Raw genomic sequence first — 16,386 nt, forward strand, 5'->3', positions numbered from 1 at the left:
CGGCTCATGGGCCGTGCACCTCGGCCACGGCAGCCACCATGCCGTCGGCCATCCGCCGGATCTCTTCGATGGTGCTGACATAGGGCGGCATCGCGTAGACGAGATTCCGGAACGGGCGCACCCACACTCCATGCCCGACGGCGGCGCGCGTCACGGCGGCGACGTCCACTTCCGTGCCCAACTCGATGACGCCCACGGCGCCGATCGTACGGACCTCGTTGACGGCGTCGAGGGCCAGGGCAGACTCGAGACGGGCCGCCAGGCCCGAGCCGATCCGTGCCACGTCCGTACGCCACGCGCCGCCGTCGAGGATCCCCAGGCTCGCGTTGGCGACGGAACAAGCTAGGGGATTGCCCATGAACGTGGGCCCGTGCAGCAAGGCGCCCGCGTCGCCGCTCGAAACCCGTGCCGCGACCGCGCCCGTGCACAGCATTGCCGCCAGCGTGAGGTAACCGCCGGTTAGTGCCTTGCCGACGCACATGATATCTGGAACGACGCCGGCATGCTGGACGGCGAACAGTTCGCCGGTACGCCCGAAACCGGTGGCGATCTCGTCGAGAATCAGGAGGGTCCCGTGCCGGTCGGCGATGTCGCGAAGAATGTGCAGGCATTCGGCGGCGTAGATGAACATGCCGCCCGCGCCCTGAAGCACGGGCTCCACGATGATCGCGGCAAGTTCATTGGTGCGTTCCGCAGCAAGGTCCTCGACGTGTGACTGCCACTGCGCGATCTCCTCGGGTGGCGAGCCCGCCGCTGGTGGTCGCGCGGCAAACACATTGGCAGCGAGGAGTCCGGGGAAGGCTGAATGCATGCCGTCCACAGGGTCGCAGACACCCATCGCCGCGAAGGTATCCCCGTGGTAGCCGCCGCGGACGCTGAGGAAGCGTTGTCTATGGGGGAAGCCCGAAGCAGTCTGGAATTGCACCGCGAGCTTGAGGGCCACCTCCACGGACACCGAGCCCGAATCCGCCAGGAAAACTCGCTCCAACCGTGGACGGTCAGCGGCGGAAGGGGCAAGCGCCACGAGCCTTTCCGCTAGTTCGACAGCAGGCTCGTGGGTGAGGCCGCCGAACATCACATGGCTGAACCTGCCCAATTGGCGCTTCGCCGCGGCATCCAGGATCGGATTCCGATACCCGTGGATGACAGACCACCAGGAGGACATGGCGTCGAGAACCTCATGGCTTCGGCCGGCTTCGTCGCGGAGCCGCAGCGTCACGCCGTCGGCATCTTCGACTTCCCACAACGGCAGCGTCCCCGACGCGGGAGCGTACGGATGCCAGAGGCTTGCCCGGTCTCGTTGGATGAGGTTCATGGCACGAGCCGTCCGTGGCGCGAACATTCAGCGGTCCAGCCCAGTGGCGTGACCTGGACCTTCATGCGGCGACGGCACACAGCGCAATAGCGAGGCGGTTCCATCGCGAGGCGACGCTGGCAGTCTTGGTGAGCGTCCGACGTCGGGCGCTCGCTTTGCGGTGCGGGCTCGCTTTGTGGTGCGGGCGCGCTTTGCGGTGCCGGCGCGCCGCAGTGGCCGCAGAAGTTCGCTGTGGCTTCGGAGTTCATAGCGATTTCTGGAGTTCCTTGATGGGCATGTTCAGCTCCACGAGGAGCTTGAGATCGGCGTCGGCCGGACGGCCCAAAGTGGTGAGATAGTTGCCGACAATCACCGCGTTGATCCCGCCCATGAGCCCTTCGCGGGTGCCGAGGTCGCCCAGGGTCAGTTCCCGGCCACCGGCGTAGCGCAGGACGGTCCGGGGCATGGCTAGACGGAACGCTGCGATCGCGCGGAGGGCGTCCTTGCCGTCCATGATTCCTTGGTTTTCGAGGGGTGTACCGGGCCGCGGGTTGAGGAAGTTGAGCGGGACTTCGTGGGGTTCGAGGGCTGCGAGTTGGCTGGCGAGCTCGGCGCGTTGGGCGGTGGTTTCGCCCATTCCGATCAAGGCGCCGCAGCACAGTTCCATGCCGGCGGCCTTGACCATGTTGCAGGTGTCCAGACGTTCCTCGTAGCTGTGGGTGGTGACGACTTCGGGGAAGTAGCTTCGCGCGGTTTCCAGGTTGTGGTTGTAGCGGTGGACGCCCCATTCCGCGAGCTGGTCCACTTGGCGCTGGGTGAGCATGCCCAACGAACAGGCGATATTGATGTCCACTTCTTGGTTGATGCGGTCGATCGCGAACTTGATCTGGTTCATGAGCTTGATGTCCGGGCCGCGGACGGCTGCGACGATGCAGAACTCCGTGGCCCCCGTGGCCGCGGTTTCCTTGGCGGCCTTGACGAGCTCGGGAATGTCGAGCCAGACGCCGCGGACCGGGCTGTCGAAGAGGCCAGACTGGCTGCAGAAGTGGCAGTCTTCCGGGCACCCTCCGGTCTTGATGGAAATGATGCCCTCCACTTCCACGTCCTCGCCGCAGTGTGCCAGGCGGACTTCGTGAGCGAGCTGGAGCGCTTCGGGGATGGCCTCGTCCGGGAGCTCCAGAATCTCAAGTAACTGGGATTCGTCCAGGCCTTGGCCGTTCCTGAATACTTGCTCCCGGGCTGTCTCCAGAATCGGATAGCTGGAGGTGTGCGATGGGTTTGGCTGGGTGATCATGGTGCTCCTCGGCCGCTATTTGCAGGATTAGTGCGTTTCCTTCATGACGGTAATGGGCGCGTGGTCTCGTGATTTTGTTGGACGTCCACAAACCCGGAGCAGCAATCTTGGCGGCCGACTCGCTGGATAAATTACAGCGTAGAAACATCGTGGTGACCTCGTGGTTTCATGCCGCCGATAGCGTCAAAGGCGATGTCCAGACGGGGAAAGTTGCGGGGATGACTGACGATTCGAAGACAACACAAGTGCTTGAACCACCGACGGCGGGTGGCTCCCCGGTGCGGGTCGCCGTCGTCGAACCTTCCGAGGCGATAGCTGCCGGGAGCCGCACGGCGGGCAATGCCGATGCGATGAGCGCCGCGAAGGAGAGCCTGGAGGACTACACCCTCCGGTTCGCGCCACGGTCCTACCGCAGGTGGGGTGCGGGCGTGGTGGCGACGAGTGCGCTCGGCGGAATTGCCTATTTGGCTGATTTCTCTATTGGAGCGAATATCGGAATTTCTTATGGCACAGTGAATGCTATTCTCGGAATTGTGGTGGCCGCGGTGGTCATTTTCGCCACAGGATTTCCTTTGGCTTACTACGCTGCCCGGTACAACATTGATCTTGACCTCATCACACGAGGGTCCGGATTCGGCTATTACGGCTCGGTAGTCACCAACGTTATTTTCGCGACGTTCACGTTCATCTTCTTCGCGCTCGAGGGTTCCATCATGGCGCAAGGGCTGGAACTTGGGCTGGGGATTCCGCAGTGGCTCGGTTATGCGGCGTCTACGCTTATTGTCATTCCTCTGGTGATTTACGGGATGAAGGCCCTGTCCAAGCTGCAGGTGTGGACCACCCCGTTGTGGCTCCTGCTCATGGTGGTTCCCGTGGGGTATTTGGTGATTTCGCATCCGGACAGCATCGGGAAATTCTTCGCGTTCACGGGCAAGTCCGGCGCTGAAGGCACCAACCTGGCCTCCGTGATGCTGGCCGCGGGTGTCTGCCTGTCGCTCATGGCGCAGATCGCGGAACAGATCGATTACTTGCGATTCATGCCGCCCAAGACCGCCGAGAACCGCGGTGCCTGGTGGCGTGCCGTGATCCTGGCCGGTCCGGGCTGGGTGATCTTCGGCGCGATCAAGCAGATCGTGGGCATGTTCATTGCCATCTATCTGATCGCGACGCTGGATCCAGCCGCCTCCGCGCATGCCAACGAGCCGGTGCACCAATTCCTTGGCGTGTACCAGGAAATGATGCCGCCCTGGCTGGCGATGACCTTGGCTGTGGTGCTCGTTGTCATTTCGCAAATCAAGATCAACGTGACCAACGCCTACTCCGGTTCGCTCGCGTGGACAAACAGCTTCACGCGTATGACCAAGAGCTATCCGGGCCGCATGGTGTTCGTGGTGGTGAACCTCGTGATTGCGCTAGTGCTGATGGAAGCGAATATGTTCGAGTTCCTGAACACCATTCTTGGTTTCTATGCGAATTGCGCCATGGCGTGGGTGGTTACCGTTGCGTCCGATATTGCCATCAACAAATACTTGCTCAAGGTTTCGCCGAAGGTTCCCGAGTTCCGCCGCGGCATGCTTTACGCCGTGAACCCGGTGGGCTTCATCTCGATGCTGGCTTCGGCCACTGTGTCGATTGCCGTGTTCTTCGGTGCCTTCGGTTCGGCTGTCCAGCCATACTCGCCGATTTTCGCCGTCGGACTGGCTCTCGTGCTGCCGCCGGTGCTGGCTCTCCTGACTCGCGGAAAGTATTACCTGCGCCGTGGCCACGACGGTATCGATCTGCCCATGTTCGACGCCGACGGCAACCCGAGCGACGCCAAGCTTTTGTGCCACGTGACGGGCCTGGAGTTCGAGCGTCCGGACATGGTCCGCTCTGCCCAGGACGGGCCGGACGGCGAGCCGCAGTTCATCTCTTCGCTCGCTTTGTCTACGGATAAGTCAGGGGAGTTGGTCCTGCCAGCTCAAAGGTAGGCGGGAGTTCGACAGGTCCCGTAGGCCTCGACGGCGGGTGGGCGGCCTGGCCGCGGTCCCGTCGTCGAGGCCTTTGGTTGTTTTGTTGTGCTTGTTGTGCCGTGCCTCGCTGTTGAAACGATGCGGGGTAGCGAACCGGAGCCTGTGGATAACTTTCACGCCAAGATAGGGAAGTGAGCTACCATTTTGGGAAACGTTTAGTCTTGAAAACTATTTGGGGATAGAAAACCATGACTCCACGCACCCCGTTTTTTGTTCGCTCTTTCATCATTGGCAGCCTTGCAACGGCGTTGACGCTGACTGCGTGCGGGAACAGTACCCAGCCGCAGTCTGCGTCACCGACAGTTTCTGCTTCAGCCAGTGCCACGGCTACGCCCTCTCCGACCCCGACCGGTACCTACAAACCCGCGGACGCTAAGGGGAAAGCGGAGAATGTGCCCCTTCCGGTGCTGCCGGAGGCCGCGAAGGCGAACAGCAAGGAGGGCGTGGAGGCGTTTGCGAGGTACTGGTTCCAGGCGCTTTCGTATGCCTATGAGACTGGGGATACTGCTGCCATCAAGCGGTCCACGGGTGCTAACTGCGTCTTTTGTGATGGCCTTCAAGAATCGATTGGTCAGTCCTGGGCAGACGGAAAGTGGATCGTTGGCGGACGTATCGAAACACCCGTGGTGGCTGGAAAGCCCGGAACCGGACCAGAATCTCGGCAGGCAACTGTGCAGGTAATCCAGCAGCAAATCGAGATCCACAAGGCGGATGGAACGCTCTACCAAGAAGCTACTGAAGCTTCCAATAGTGGTAGCCAACTAGTGGCCACATTCAATTCGGATGGTTGGATGGTCACAGATCTCGGATTGATTCGATAGCGATGCGAACTGTACGTGACCTATTGATAGGCTCATTAGTCTTCTTGTCGTGGGTTGGTTCCGCAGCCTCGGCGAATGCCGAGCGCACAGAGCCGCCGATCACCATTGGATTCAGGAAAAGCGGTGTGAGCGTCGGTTCTGAGAATTGGATCCGGGACCCTCAGTCCGGCGAAATTGTCCCAGCCCCTCCAAACCATGTCGGCGACGATCCGAACCAATATAAAGCAGATCTCCAATGCCAGGTTGCCGGTGATGCCTTCGACAAGAAGTGCCTTCCAGGGCAGGTTCAATGTCCGCCCCGTGAGTCTGGCGGGAGTAGCGGAACTCCGGTCATTTGGAAGGTCTCCCCGAAGTCGATTTCGACTCCTTCGTGGACTGACTGGAAGTCGGGCAACAATGGTCCGTCATGCTTGTACGAGCAAAAGCCAGAACATCTTCTGCCGAGAATCGCCGCGAGAATCGCCAACGACTTTCGCGCCCTCCCGATCAAGCCAGCGGACCTGACGGCCCAGCCAAGCCCCCACACACTCCTAGGCGCTGAAACCAACATTTATGCTGACGCCGTTGAGCAGCAATTCGCCGTGACGATCCTTGGTCAACAGGTCCATATAGAGGCAACTCCGGTGGAATACACATACACCTACGGCGATGGCAACAGCCTCGGACCGACGCCTGTTGCTGGCGGCCCACTTTCACAGGAGGAATGGGGCCAAAAGACGAGAACCAGCCATGTCTACCAGAAGACAGGTGACTTTCCGTTATCCGTGACTACCACCTTCCGCGGTACCTACTCCGTGAACGGTGGTCCGAACTTGCCGATTCCTGGCACGGGACAGTTTGCCTCGCCGTCGCAGAAAGTGAGCGTCTGGCGGTCGATCACGCGAAACTATGCCGACAACTGCATCGTGAATCCGCGGGGCGAGGGTTGCCCGGGCGGCCCCTAGTTTCGGCGGAGGTCTGCGGCAAGACACGCAGCATTCGACGGCGGCGTCGGGCCCCTCCGCGGGAGGCGAGTGCCGCCGTCGTCGTGAGATCCGCGTCTCAAGAGGAATAGTTGCAAGCGCGTGGCAGTTACCGCAAGTGGACCTGTTCCCGCTTTGAAAGGCATTGCCCATGTTGTTTTCCCCACTGACTCTCGGCGAACTTGAACTTCCTAATCGTTTGGTCATGGCGCCGTTGACCCGCCTCCGTTCGGGAGCTGAAGGAATTCCCAGCTCGCTGGTCGCGGAACACTACGGGCAGCGGGCTTCCCTGGGACTGATTGTCAGCGAGGGCACCTACCCGACGCCGGCCGGCCAGTCATACGTCGGGCAGCCCGGCCTGGTTACCGACGAACAGATCGCAGGCTGGAAGAAGGTGACCGACGCTGTCCATGCCGAGGGTGGCCGTATTTTCGCCCAGGTCATGCACGGGGGACGCGTTTCCCATCCGGACATCACCGGGGGTCATGAGATCGTGGCACCCAGCGCAATCGCCATCGACGGCGAAGTCCGCACGCCGAATGGCAAGAAACCATACCCGGTGCCGCGCGAACTGAGCGCCGATGAACTTCCTGCCGTGATCCAGGACATCGTCACGGCGTCCCGGAACGCCATCGAAGCAGGGTTCGATGGCGTTGAACTGCACTCGGCCAATGGATATCTGTTGCACGAGTTCCTGGCACCTAATTCCAACGTCCGCACGGACAGCTACGGCGGTTCCCCGGAAAACCGGGCCCGTTTCGTGATCGAGACCGTCAACGCAGTGGTTGAAGCCTTGGGGGCCAACCGGGTAGGTATCCGTATTTCGCCGGAGCATTCTGTCCAGGGAATCGCGGAGACCAACCCCGCCGATGTTCGCTCCACCTATGAAGTTCTGGTGGACACCATCGCCTCGCTCAACCTCGCCTACCTGAGCATCCTCCACCATGATCCCAAGGGTGAGCTTGTCCAAGGCCTGCGCGAGCGCTTCAACGGCACGTTCCTCGTCAACACCGGCTTCGGCGTGGTCACCACCAGGGACGAAGCCGTGGCACTCGTGGCCGAGGGACTCGCCGATGCCGTGGTGGTTGGCCGCGCCGCCATCGCCAACCCGGACCTTGCCCGGAGGTGGCGTGAGAGCCTCCCGCTCAACGAGCCTGATCCCTCCACTTTCTACGCTGACGGCGCCGAGGGGTACACCGACTACCCGTTCTACACCAACTAGAACCCCTGAAACGGCGACGGCGGCACCTGGGGAGGGTGCCGCCGTCGCCCGTTTAACTCCGGGGACGGGGTTTTCCCCGTGGGGTCGCATTCTGCTGGATCATTCCGGGTGGCACGTTTCGAAGCCTCCGGAATCACGGGCAAACCAGACCGGGCGAGAGGAATGATCCAGCAAAATGTCGTACGAACCCGTGGGAAAACTCGATGAGCTACCACCCTCGCAAACTACTCGCCTCCGGGTAGTTCCCTCGGCGGCCTCTGGGTCTAAGGTTTTTAGTGAAGTAACAGTCCCGAAGCGGCCTTGGGCCGGGAAGGGGTGGTTGTGGTGGCGACTAAGACCCAAATCATCAGGGACAAGCGCCAGGCCCGGATCGAGCATGCGGTCGCCAGCCCGCACTACAAATGGACAGTTCTGACTAACACCACGCTGGGTGTACTGATGGCGACCATCAACTCCTCGATCATGTTGATCGCGCTGCCCGACATCTTCCGCGGCATCCAGGTCGACCCCCTGGCTCCGGGCAACACGAGCCTGCTGCTCTGGCTTGTCATGGGCTACATGATGGTTACCGCGGTGTTGGTGGTTACCTTCGGCCGGCTGGGCGATATGTACGGCAGGGTGAAGATGTACAACGCTGGTCTGGCCGTCTTCACGGTGTTCTCCGTGCTGCTGTCGGCAACGTGGCTCTCCGGGACTTCGGGTGTCCTTTGGCTGATCATCATGCGCGTCCTGCAGGGAGTCGGCGGCGCCATGCTGATGGCAAATTCCGCCGCGATCATCACCGACGTTTTCAAGGTCGACCAGCGCGGCCTGGCCCTGGGTCTGAACCAGGTGGCCGCCATTGCAGGATCATTCCTGGGCCTGATCATCGGAGGACTTCTGGGTCCGTTGGATTGGCGTTTGGTGTTTCTTGTCTCCGTGCCAGTGGGGTTGGCCGGCACTGTCTGGGCGTACCTGAGCCTGCATGACACGGGGATCCGGCAGCCGGCCAAGCTCGACTGGTGGGGCAACGGAACATTTGCGGTGGGTCTGGTGGCCGTGCTGGTAGGTATCACCTACGGCATCCAACCGTACGGCGGCCACACCATGGGCTGGACCAACCCGTGGGTCCTCGCGGCGCTGATCGGAGGCACCGCGGTGCTGGTGGTGTTCTGCCTCGTGGAGAGGAAAGTGGACGAGCCCATGTTCCATCTGGCGCTGTTCCGCGTCCGGGCATTCACTGCCGGAAACCTGGCATCGCTGATGTCCGGCATAGGGCGGGGCGGGCTGATGTTCATCCTGATCATCTGGCTGCAAGGAATTTGGCTACCCCAGCATGGCTATAGCTTTGAAACCACGCCGCTCTGGGCAGGCATCTACATGCTGCCCCTTACCGCGGGGTTCCTGATCGCAGGACCGCTTTCCGGATGGCTTTCCGACCGCCACGGAGCCAGGCTGCTGGCCACCTTGGGCATGGTGGTGGCCGCAGCCAGCTTCCTGTGGCTTCTGGTGCTGCCGGTGAACTTCACTTACTTGCCGTTCTCGCTGGCCCTGCTGGTCAATGGCCTGGGCATGGGGCTGTTCGCCGCACCCAACCGGGCCGGAATCATGAACGCGCTGCCGCCTAACCGCCGAGGCGTGGGCGCGGGCATGAGCACCACCTTCCAGAACTCGGCCATGGTGCTCTCGATCGGGATCTTCTTCTCGCTCATGATCGCCGGACTTGCCCGGACGCTGCCGCAGACGTTGAGTTCGGGCCTGACGGCGCACGGAGTCGCCGCCGCAGACGCCGCTAAGGTCGCTCAATTGCCCCCGGTATCTGTGCTCTTCTCCTCATTGCTGGGATACAACCCCGTGGAGGCCTTGCTCGGACCCAAGGTGCTCAGCGCTCTTCCGGCCAAGGACCAGGCATTTCTCACCGGCCGTTCGTTTTTTCCAAGTCTGATCTCCGGGCCGTTCGCCGAAGGGCTGGCCGTGGCGTTTGCCTTTGCCATTGCCGCGTGTCTGGTGGCCGCCTTTGCCTCGGCACTGCGTGGCGGGAAGTATGAGTACACGGAACGTCGGGGTGGTCCCGAATGAAGCCCAGGTGCCCAACTAACTCGCATTTGTTGTCGTTCTGAGCCCTTATAAAGACAACTAATGCGAGCTAGTTGGGCGGGGACGGTGGCACAGGCCCACAAAACCGCCCAATTGCTCCAGCCCTTCCGGCCGGGTGGGCAGGTAGTTGCTCAGCTCCGGTGAGCGCACGACGACGGCACGCCACTGACCGCGCGACACCGCCACGTTGATCCGGTTGCGGGAGAGCAGGAACTCCATGCCGCGCGGCACCTCCGCGGCAGCGGACGCAGCCATGGAGACGATCACCACGGGAGCTTCCTGGCCTTGGAACTTGTCCACTGTTCCCACTCGAACGCCTCGAAGTCCGGCAGCCTTCAGTTCGCGCTGGATGAGCTGGACCTGGGCGTTATACGCCGCGACCACGAGGATGTCTTTTTCGAGCAACGGCCGCCCCTCAGGTGATTCCCTGGGGTCCAGCCATTCCAAACCAAGGTGTTCCTTGACCTGCCGGACTACCTCTGCTGCTTCTTCGGGCGACTGGGTGGAGTTGCCGCTGTGGGGAACGTAGACGCATTCGACGCCGGCGCGAACTCCTGACAGCCGGCGCGTGGTAGCGGCGGGCGCTGAGTGCAAGCGGCCATCGTAGGACAGCTCGGACACTGCGGCGCACAAATCCGGGTGCATCCGCCACGAGGTCGCCAGAAAGTACCCGAGGTGCGGGGGCAGTGTGTGCTGGCCGTGGGCAAGCCAGCCGAGGGCAGATTCATCCACCGGTTCCGGGTGCTTGCCTTGGGTGACTTGGGGTAGCTGCTGGGGGTCGCCGAGGAGGAGGAGCCTCTTTGTTGCCCGGCTCACGGCGAGGGTATTGGCCAGGGAGAACTGACCGGCTTCATCGATAACCAGGAGGTCCAGTGACCCGGCTGCAACGGTCCGCCCGGTCATGGTCCACGCGGTACCGCCAATCAGACAACCTCCAGAGGATCCAAGCAGCCGCTCAATGTCGTCCTTGCTTTGCTGGGCCCACGGGACGGGATCCCCGTGCTTCATTTCCTTGGCGATGAGCGCGGGGTCTGCCCCGGCTTTCACTGCAGCGTGGAGCATGTTCTCCACCACGGCGTGGGATTGCGCAACAACGCCCACCTTCCACCCCTGACCCACCAGCCCCGCGACAACATGCGAGCCTACGTGGGTCTTGCCGGTCCCGGGCGGCCCTTGCACGGCGAGGTACGACTGGTCGAGATCCCGGACGGCCGCCGTAATGGCGTCAATATAGCCGTCGTCGCCAGGTTCGACGGCGGGCAGTTCCGTGAGTGTCGCAAGCCTCGGCGGCACCCGGCGCAGCAGGTCCAAGGCTGGATCCTTCGGCCACCCTGGCAGGTTGGAACGCACTCTGACCGCGAGCTCGCTCAAGGCCTTTCTTTGCCCGTCCGTGTTGATGGGAGCATCGGGCGTCAGGGCCATGGGCAGCTGGGAGTATTCGGATGCTCCCTTGGGCAACCGCTCCGAAATGATCACGACATCAGCCCCCTCGAAGGCGCCCTCGAAGGCACCGTCGTCGGAATCCGCTGGGTTGAGGCCTTCATCCAGGGCGTCGAGATCGCCGGCTTGGATCACCTCCGTGCCGGACATTCCCGATCTGCCGAGGGTGCTTTCTTTCTTGCCGAGGAAGGCGTCCGGGAGTGGAGGCCCGTACATCCGGAAATACTTCTTGCCGGGCGCGAAGCCGGAGCCGTCGGCAGCGTGCCCGAAGAGCATCACCTTGCGTGCGGGATTGCTGCGTGGCGTTGGCTTGACCCAGTCCTGCAGCACTTCACCGCCTTCCACGATGAAGCAGTCCCTGGCGTCTTCCCATTCGGAGACGGGGCGGTCCAGGCGGTCGAAGTGTCCCCACCAGAATTGCTTGTCTTCCCGTCGATGAAAGCCGACAGCGGCCGCCACCATGGCCACCGCCCGATTTTCATCGCTGCGAAGTGCCTCCTCCGGCAATTGTGCAAGGTAGTCCAGGAGTGCTGTTTCCTCGGGCGCAGCCTGGTACTTGGCCGGTTCGGTCTCGGCCGGTAGTTCGGGATCTGAAACAGCGGGAACACCGGGTTCAATGGAGCGCTCCGCGGCGAGGCCCAAAAGCCAATTCCGCAGTTCGAGCGTGGAAAGGCAGTCGTATTCGTTGTAGTTGGAAATGCCCGCGAGAATTGTTTCCGCTTCATTCTCCCGGTTCGCGTCCCGGGCCGCGCAGTAGTTGGCGTAGGCAACCACGGAGGCTCCGGCGTCGGTCACGTCACCCGAGCGCAAGTGCTCGCCCATATACAGGGGTTCGAGTTTCTTGATGCTGTAGGAGTCTTCGGAGATGCGGATGCTGTGCCGCACGGTGTCGTAGAGGTCCACCAGCACCCCTTCGCGAAGGAGGTTGTCCACGGCGGCTTCGCCCACGGTGTGCATGACCGAGAGATTGCGCAGCGCGGTCTTCTCGTAGGCGGCGTAGTGGTAGATCCGCATGTCCGGATATTTCATTCGCCGTTCTTCCACGTAGTCAAGGAAGTCGATGAACGCTTGCCGTTCCTCAGCCCGGGAGTGCGCCCAGAACGGTTTGAATACAGGCTGTCTTCCCGATTCCGTGGGATTTTCAACCACGCCGAACAAGTACTCCAGACCCCAACGGCCGGTCACAGGGTCTTGCCACAGGGGATCTCCTTCGAAGTCGAAGAAGATGTCTCCGGCGTCGGGCCGGGGGAGCCGGGCTAGGGAATTGGACTCCAGGACGGAATAGCTGATGCTCTTGGCTGTGCCCTTCTTGTCGGTGTAGTTGACGGTGCCGGAGGGTGTGGCCGTTCCAATTTGGAGACGGGCCTGTTCCTGCAGGCGTCGCGTCGCGGAATCGGCGGCGTCGGGCATCCCCGCGAGGGCGTCGATGGTGAAGATGCCGCTGTCCATGAGCTTCTTGCGGCGGGTGATCCGCATTCCGGCCACCATCAGCAGGTCCCGGTGCAGTCGCACTTGTTCCTTGCAATAGTCGCAGCGGCCGCAGGCCGTCATCCCGGGCGCACCCCATTGGATGGGCTCAGGCTGCGATCGGTGGGCGTTCGTCAGAACTAGGAAACGGTCGCGGCGTTCTCGGAACACGGGCAGCACATCGGAGAGCCGGTGGTTGCTGTGCACGTAGTCGAAGCCGCCATGGCCGTCCGTTCCAGCAGCGTCCCGCTGAATGGTGGCCCCAAGGACAAGGGTCAGATCCGGGGCCGGAGTAATCCCCGCTTTGAGTAGTTGCTCGCCGTAGGCGGCCAGTTGCAGCAGGGCCGTGACCTTGGCATGGCGGGCGAGCTTGGTGTCGAAAACCGCATAGCTCCCGTCGGGTTGCTTGACGAGAAAATCCGAGCGCCCGTGAAACTGACCATCGAAGAACGCCGCCTGGAAAACCACCTCGGCGCCGGAGCGCAACGCCTCGATGGACTCCGCATGCTTGGTTTGCAGGGTGGCGCGGTCCATCGCTTTGGCGGGAACGACGTCGTACACTCCAGTGCCCGCATGCGGGTCCCACCACCCGAACTCCGCCACGAAACGGTCGAGCACCCGGTGTTCGTGAACATCACCCAGTACGGCGGTGCGCTCCAGCATTTCGTCGACGTCGAAGACGGGTTTCGATGAGCGGCCCAGCTTCTCGTCCAAGGTGCGCAACAACTGGTACTCGCAGGTGGAGGCGGTGACGAGGTCGCTGGCGGAAAACACCAGGTCCTGCCCATGCCCTGCATGTTCTGAATCGAGAAGAAACACCGTGCCCCCAGACCGTTGAGCTGATGAAGCCAAGCTATCAGTGGGGCCCGACAAGATAGCAGCCGCGCAGCTGGGGTCAGCCGCCGAAACGCAGCGTGATCACCAGGCCTAGCAGCGCAATCACGCCGGCAAGGAGCATCGCTGCCCGGGGATTGCCGAAATTGAGGGTCCACCCCAGACCGAAGCGACGCGGGACCAGCAGCGCGTGGTCTTCGCGGTTGATGTAGAAGAGGCCGCCTCGCCAGTACTTGTCGTCCTCCCGGTGGGTCAGGCCGGTGTCCTCTTCGCCTGCGTCCCGCTCGCGGTTGTTCCTGGCCAGGACCACGACGGTTACCGCGACGGCGGCCAGGATCGGGAGCACGATTACCAGCGGCGCCCACGCAGCGACAGTCCCGGACCACATCAGCAGTGATGATCCCAGCATCGCCAGGTCAATCATCGCGGCCAGTCCGAGCAATGCCTTGGCGCCCAATGACATGTACCGGCGGTGCCAGCGCGCTGAAGCTACCGGGTGCGCCGGGTCGATGTCGGGCCTGCTGCCGAAGAAGACGGCCGCCGCGATACCCACGAGAAGTGCGGTCACGCCGATCTGCAGGAACACCAGGGAGAAGGCGGTGCCGACCGTTTTGGCGGCCAATCGGTCGGGCATGCCCTTCGCACCGTAGTGCACCGCAAGTACCTCGGGCATTGACGGGTAGAGGATGACGCCGATCACCACGGTGGCGGCCGTGACGATCAATGCCGGCGCCAGCCAGAGCCAGGGAAACCGCGGCGGATCGGTTCGCAGCCCGGTGTCCACCGCGATGCCTTGATGCAGACCTTGGAACCAGCCCCCGGCAGCCTTGGCGGTCCGGATCTCGTGGTTGGCCAGGAAGAAGCAGCCGTACCAGAAACCGACGAGCAGCAGTACCGACAACGGCAGGAGCAACGTTTCGCCGGTCAGGCTGTACATGACAAGGCATACTCCGGCGGCGACGATCCCACTGAAGAGAACCCGCCATCGGTAGATACGGGTCTGCTTGACGATCGCCGGGTCCTCGGCATACTGCGCCGGTACCCGAACCCCGAAAGGCACGGTCGGGCTGTTGATCGAGGGCAGCATCAGGGCGATGGCGAGCACTAGTGCCACCAACGCGGAGCTCAGGGCGATTGCAAGGGTCATGGCATGTCTTCCGGCTGCGTAGTTCTGAATGAATCGAGTATTGATTGGCAGCTCTGGAGAACCTCGTCGGCCGGCAATCCCCTGGCGACGGCCTCGGCCAGGAGGGTCCGTGCCCTGGCGGTCCACTCCGCGGGGAACGGCGGATGCGCGACCACCGGGGTCACTACCGCGCCGGTTTTTCGATTGAGTCGGACCAGGCCCTGCTGGCGCAGGAGGTCATAGGCTTTGTTCACGGTGTGGAAGTTGATCCCGAAGTCCGCAGCGAGCGTCCTGGTGGCCGGCAACGAGCTGCCCTCGCTCAGCTCGCCCTCGGCGATCGCTTCCACGATTTGATCGCGAAGCTGCTGGTAGATCGGCACCTCGCTGGCCAGGTCGACGTTGAGGATCATCTCTCCCACCTCCTGTCTTTATTCTATAAGTTATAGAACAATCGGGGATAGGCGGCAACGTCAATCCCGCTACCCGGAAAGCAGGCTCCGAATGACCCGGTCTGACACGCAATCCTCCCAAGATGCCGCCTTCGAAGCGGCCTACCAAGCCGCCCGGAAGAGCCTTGGCGAAGGCGGCATTCCCATCGGGGCAGCGCTTGCCCGTGACGGTGTGGTGATCGCGAGCGGGCACAACGAGCGAGTCCAGAACGGCGATCCGATCGCGCACGGAGAAATGGCGGCCCTCCGTGCTGCCGGACGGCAGAGGAGCTACCGGGACACCACGCTGTACACGACCCTTGCACCGTGTGCCATGTGCACCGGCACCATCATCCAGTTCAAGATCCCGCGCGTGGTGGTGGGGGAGGCCCGCACATTCGAGGGTGAGTTCGAGCTTCTCCGGTCACGGGGCGTGGAGGTGGTGGTCCTGGACGACCAGCGGTGCGTGGACATGATGCGCACTTTCCAGGAGAAGAATCCGGAGCTGTGGGCCGAGGATATTGCGGAGTAGGCTGACAGCATCGGCGTCGGTGCCGGGGGGTCCGCGTCGATAACCAATCGATCAAGGAGGACTCATGAGTGTTGTGCGCGAATTCATGACCACCAATGTCCAGTGCGTGAAAGAAGGCCAGTCGCTTCGCGACGCGGCCATCATGATGCGCGATCTGGACGTCGGTTCCCTACCGATCTGCGGCAGCGATGGAAAGCTCAAAGGATTCATCACTGACCGCGACATTGTGGTCAAGTGCGTTGCCGATGGATGGGATGTTGACCGCAAGACCGCGGCAGATCTCGCCCAAGGGACGCCGATCTGGATCGATGCCGATGCCAGCATCGACGCCGCCATCGATCTGATGGAGAAGCACCAGGTCCGGCGCCTTCCGGTCATCACCGACCACAAATTGGTAGGCATCATCAGTCAGGGCGACATCGCCCGTAACTACACCGAGGAGCGCGTCGGTGAATTGGTAGAGCACATCTCCGCCAAATCCCCCATGGCGCAACTGGGCTGACTGCAACTTTCCACACCAAGCGTCACGGCCCTCCGGCCGTGGCGCTTGCGCGTTGATGGAGACCCGCAAACTAGAGGAACGCCTCCCGGCCGGTGCCTTCCCGAAGCACCAACTCCCCGTCCTCGATCGACACCAGCAGGCACTTTGCTTTTCCATGGAGTTTCTTGCTTGCGCTTAGCTTCCGGCTGGTGACCTCGACCCCCACCGTGGACCCCTTTGCCGGCAACTCCACGGAGATCTCCGCAGCCATGCCCAGCATCTCCCTGGTGGACACATCGCGCTCGTGGTGGGCCTCTTTGTGATTGACCGTGACTTCTACGTCATCCGAGTCGAAACCGTCCTGCAGGATGATGAGCAGTTCTTCCATGATGCGCCT

14 protein-coding genes are annotated in these 16,386 nt (G+C 62.3%); 7 read left to right on the forward strand and 7 right to left on the reverse strand.

Annotated elements, in window-relative coordinates:
* Positions 1 to 4: 4 nt before the first annotated feature.
* The 3 genes from A3M3_RS0110355 to bioB are packed head-to-tail and all read right to left on the reverse strand — an operon-like array spanning position 5 to position 2,588.
* A complete protein-coding gene (locus A3M3_RS0110355) occupies positions 5 to 1,315 on the reverse strand; it encodes an adenosylmethionine--8-amino-7-oxononanoate transaminase (protein WP_231497228.1) in 1,311 nt (436 codons plus the stop codon).
* Positions 1,312 to 1,563 carry a biotin synthase auxiliary protein BsaP gene (gene bsaP / locus A3M3_RS29515; protein ID WP_081736767.1) on the reverse strand — a complete coding sequence of 84 codons (252 nt, stop codon included), beginning with the start codon at positions 1,561 to 1,563 and terminating at the stop codon, positions 1,312 to 1,314. The genes A3M3_RS0110355 and bsaP overlap by 4 nt, the downstream gene beginning before the upstream one ends.
* Entirely contained in the window at positions 1,560 to 2,588 is a 1,029-nt protein-coding gene (gene bioB, locus A3M3_RS0110360) for a biotin synthase BioB (protein WP_028266264.1), read from the reverse strand. Before bioB ends, bsaP begins: the two co-directional genes overlap by 4 nt.
* Before the next feature lie 218 nt (positions 2,589 to 2,806).
* Between bioB and A3M3_RS0110365 the strand changes: the two genes are divergently transcribed.
* The 5 genes from A3M3_RS0110365 (at position 2,807) to A3M3_RS24655 (ending at position 9,663) form a co-directional block, all read left to right on the forward strand.
* Positions 2,807 to 4,558 carry a purine-cytosine permease family protein gene (locus A3M3_RS0110365; protein ID WP_028266265.1) on the forward strand — a complete coding sequence of 584 codons (1,752 nt, stop codon included), beginning with the start codon at positions 2,807 to 2,809 and terminating at the stop codon, positions 4,556 to 4,558.
* Between the two features lie 230 nt (positions 4,559 to 4,788).
* Entirely contained in the window at positions 4,789 to 5,421 is a 633-nt protein-coding gene (locus A3M3_RS0110370; RefSeq protein ID WP_028266266.1) for a DUF6318 family protein, read from the forward strand.
* A gap of 125 nt (positions 5,422 to 5,546) precedes the next feature.
* A complete protein-coding gene (locus A3M3_RS0110375) occupies positions 5,547 to 6,365 on the forward strand; it encodes a hypothetical protein (protein ID WP_231497229.1) in 819 nt (272 codons plus the stop codon).
* 169 nt (positions 6,366 to 6,534) lie between these two features.
* Positions 6,535 to 7,605 carry an alkene reductase gene (locus A3M3_RS0110380; protein WP_028266268.1) on the forward strand — a complete coding sequence of 357 codons (1,071 nt, stop codon included), beginning with the start codon at positions 6,535 to 6,537 and terminating at the stop codon, positions 7,603 to 7,605.
* A gap of 324 nt (positions 7,606 to 7,929) precedes the next feature.
* Complete coding sequence (locus A3M3_RS24655; protein ID WP_231497230.1) at positions 7,930 to 9,663, forward strand: MFS transporter; 1,734 nt, start codon at positions 7,930 to 7,932, stop codon at positions 9,661 to 9,663.
* A 57-nt stretch (positions 9,664 to 9,720) separates the two neighbouring features.
* Here the strand turns inward: A3M3_RS24655 and A3M3_RS0110390 are convergent, their stop codons facing one another.
* The 3 genes from A3M3_RS0110390 to A3M3_RS0110400 all read right to left on the reverse strand — a co-directional run bounded on the left by A3M3_RS0110390 (position 9,721) and on the right by A3M3_RS0110400 (position 14,958).
* Positions 9,721 to 13,407, reverse strand: a complete 3,687-nt coding sequence (locus A3M3_RS0110390; protein ID WP_028266269.1) for a TM0106 family RecB-like putative nuclease — start codon at positions 13,405 to 13,407, stop codon at positions 9,721 to 9,723.
* 76 nt (positions 13,408 to 13,483) lie between these two features.
* The gene (locus tag A3M3_RS0110395; protein ID WP_028266270.1) at positions 13,484 to 14,569 is read right to left on the reverse strand and encodes a DUF1648 domain-containing protein; all 1,086 of its coding nucleotides are present in this window, start codon (positions 14,567 to 14,569) and stop codon (positions 13,484 to 13,486) included.
* Positions 14,566 to 14,958 (reverse strand): GntR family transcriptional regulator, encoded by a 393-nt coding sequence (locus A3M3_RS0110400; protein ID WP_028266271.1) that lies wholly within the window; start codon positions 14,956 to 14,958, stop codon positions 14,566 to 14,568. The genes A3M3_RS0110395 and A3M3_RS0110400 overlap by 4 nt, the downstream gene beginning before the upstream one ends.
* A gap of 91 nt (positions 14,959 to 15,049) precedes the next feature.
* Between A3M3_RS0110400 and A3M3_RS0110405 the strand changes: the two genes are divergently transcribed.
* Positions 15,050 to 15,508 (forward strand): nucleoside deaminase, encoded by a 459-nt coding sequence (locus A3M3_RS0110405; protein ID WP_028266272.1) that lies wholly within the window; start codon positions 15,050 to 15,052, stop codon positions 15,506 to 15,508.
* Positions 15,509 to 15,572: 64 nt separating this feature from the next.
* Positions 15,573 to 16,010 (forward strand): CBS domain-containing protein, encoded by a 438-nt coding sequence (locus A3M3_RS0110410; RefSeq protein ID WP_028266273.1) that lies wholly within the window; start codon positions 15,573 to 15,575, stop codon positions 16,008 to 16,010.
* 70 nt (positions 16,011 to 16,080) lie between these two features.
* On the opposite strand, the gene A3M3_RS0110415 is transcribed toward A3M3_RS0110410, so the two are convergent.
* The gene (locus A3M3_RS0110415; RefSeq protein WP_028266274.1) at positions 16,081 to 16,377 is read right to left on the reverse strand and encodes a hypothetical protein; all 297 of its coding nucleotides are present in this window, start codon (positions 16,375 to 16,377) and stop codon (positions 16,081 to 16,083) included.
* Positions 16,378 to 16,386: the final 9 nt, after the last annotated feature.

Source organism: Arthrobacter sp. MA-N2 (assembly GCF_000517125.1).
Taxonomy (GTDB): Bacteria; Actinomycetota; Actinomycetes; order Actinomycetales; family Micrococcaceae; genus Arthrobacter; species Arthrobacter methylotrophus.

Bases quoted from the DNA above. Each gene is read 5' to 3' on its own strand.
- A3M3_RS0110410 (WP_028266273.1), top strand. From the start codon at position 15,573: ATGAGTGTTGTGCGCGAATTCATGACCACCAATGTCCAGTGCGTGAAA.
- bsaP (WP_081736767.1), bottom strand. From the start codon at position 1,563: ATGAACTCCGAAGCCACAGCGAACTTCTGCGGCCACTGCGGCGCGCCG.
- A3M3_RS0110415 (WP_028266274.1), bottom strand. From the start codon at position 16,377: ATGGAAGAACTGCTCATCATCCTGCAGGACGGTTTCGACTCGGATGAC.
- A3M3_RS0110395 (WP_028266270.1), bottom strand. From the start codon at position 14,569: ATGACCCTTGCAATCGCCCTGAGCTCCGCGTTGGTGGCACTAGTGCTC.
- A3M3_RS0110365 (WP_028266265.1), top strand. From the start codon at position 2,807: ATGACTGACGATTCGAAGACAACACAAGTGCTTGAACCACCGACGGCG.
- A3M3_RS0110355 (WP_231497228.1), bottom strand. From the start codon at position 1,315: ATGAACCTCATCCAACGAGACCGGGCAAGCCTCTGGCATCCGTACGCT.
- A3M3_RS0110405 (WP_028266272.1), top strand. From the start codon at position 15,050: ATGACCCGGTCTGACACGCAATCCTCCCAAGATGCCGCCTTCGAAGCG.
- A3M3_RS0110380 (WP_028266268.1), top strand. From the start codon at position 6,535: ATGTTGTTTTCCCCACTGACTCTCGGCGAACTTGAACTTCCTAATCGT.
- A3M3_RS0110400 (WP_028266271.1), bottom strand. From the start codon at position 14,958: ATGATCCTCAACGTCGACCTGGCCAGCGAGGTGCCGATCTACCAGCAG.
- bioB (WP_028266264.1), bottom strand. From the start codon at position 2,588: ATGATCACCCAGCCAAACCCATCGCACACCTCCAGCTATCCGATTCTG.
- A3M3_RS0110370 (WP_028266266.1), top strand. From the start codon at position 4,789: ATGACTCCACGCACCCCGTTTTTTGTTCGCTCTTTCATCATTGGCAGC.